Consider the following 516-nt stretch of genomic DNA (forward strand, 5'->3'; position numbering starts at 1 on the left):
GGAATCAAGCGTGTTGGAAGTTCCTCGCAAGCGTCGCCGCTTCACTGCCGCCTTCAAGGCCAGGATCGTCGAAGCGTGTCAGCAACCCGGTGCCTCCGTTGCCGGAGTGGCGTTGGAGCACAGCCTGAATGCTAACCTGGTCCACAATTGGATCCGTACCACCCGTCAGCAAACGGCTGTGCCAGAAATACCGGCATTTGTACCGGTGCCCATGACTCGCGAGTTGTCACCGGCCACTCCCCAGCATCAGGTGGCGGACCCTATTCGCCTCACCATCCCGCACCCCAACGGCCCGATGGTCATCGAGTGGCCTGCCTCGGAGGCCGACACCTGTCGATCTCTGATTCGGGAGCTGCTCGCATGATCCGCATCGACGAAATCTGGCTGGCTACCGCCCCCCTGGATATGCGGGCCGGTCCGGACACTGCGTTGGCCCGAGTGGTGAAGGTCTTCGGCGCGGCTCGCCCGCATTGTGCTTATCTGTTCGCCAACCGGCGTGGCAACCGCATGAAGGTG

2 protein-coding genes are annotated in these 516 nt (G+C 62.6%); both read left to right on the forward strand.

Annotated features, from left to right (window positions below; translation table 11 throughout):
- On the forward strand, positions 1–364 hold a 364-nt coding region (gene tnpA, locus IZU87_RS17375), incomplete at its 5' end, for an IS66-like element accessory protein TnpA (RefSeq protein WP_213115378.1).
- Positions 361–516 (forward strand): IS66 family insertion sequence element accessory protein TnpB (gene tnpB / locus IZU87_RS18230; protein WP_213115379.1); only part of this gene is annotated, 156 nt, incomplete at its 3' end. The genes tnpA and tnpB, both read left to right, overlap by 4 nt.

Origin of the sequence: Cobetia sp. MC34 (genome assembly GCF_018340035.1) — a bacterium.
GTDB lineage: Bacteria > Pseudomonadota > Gammaproteobacteria > Pseudomonadales > Halomonadaceae > Cobetia > Cobetia amphilecti.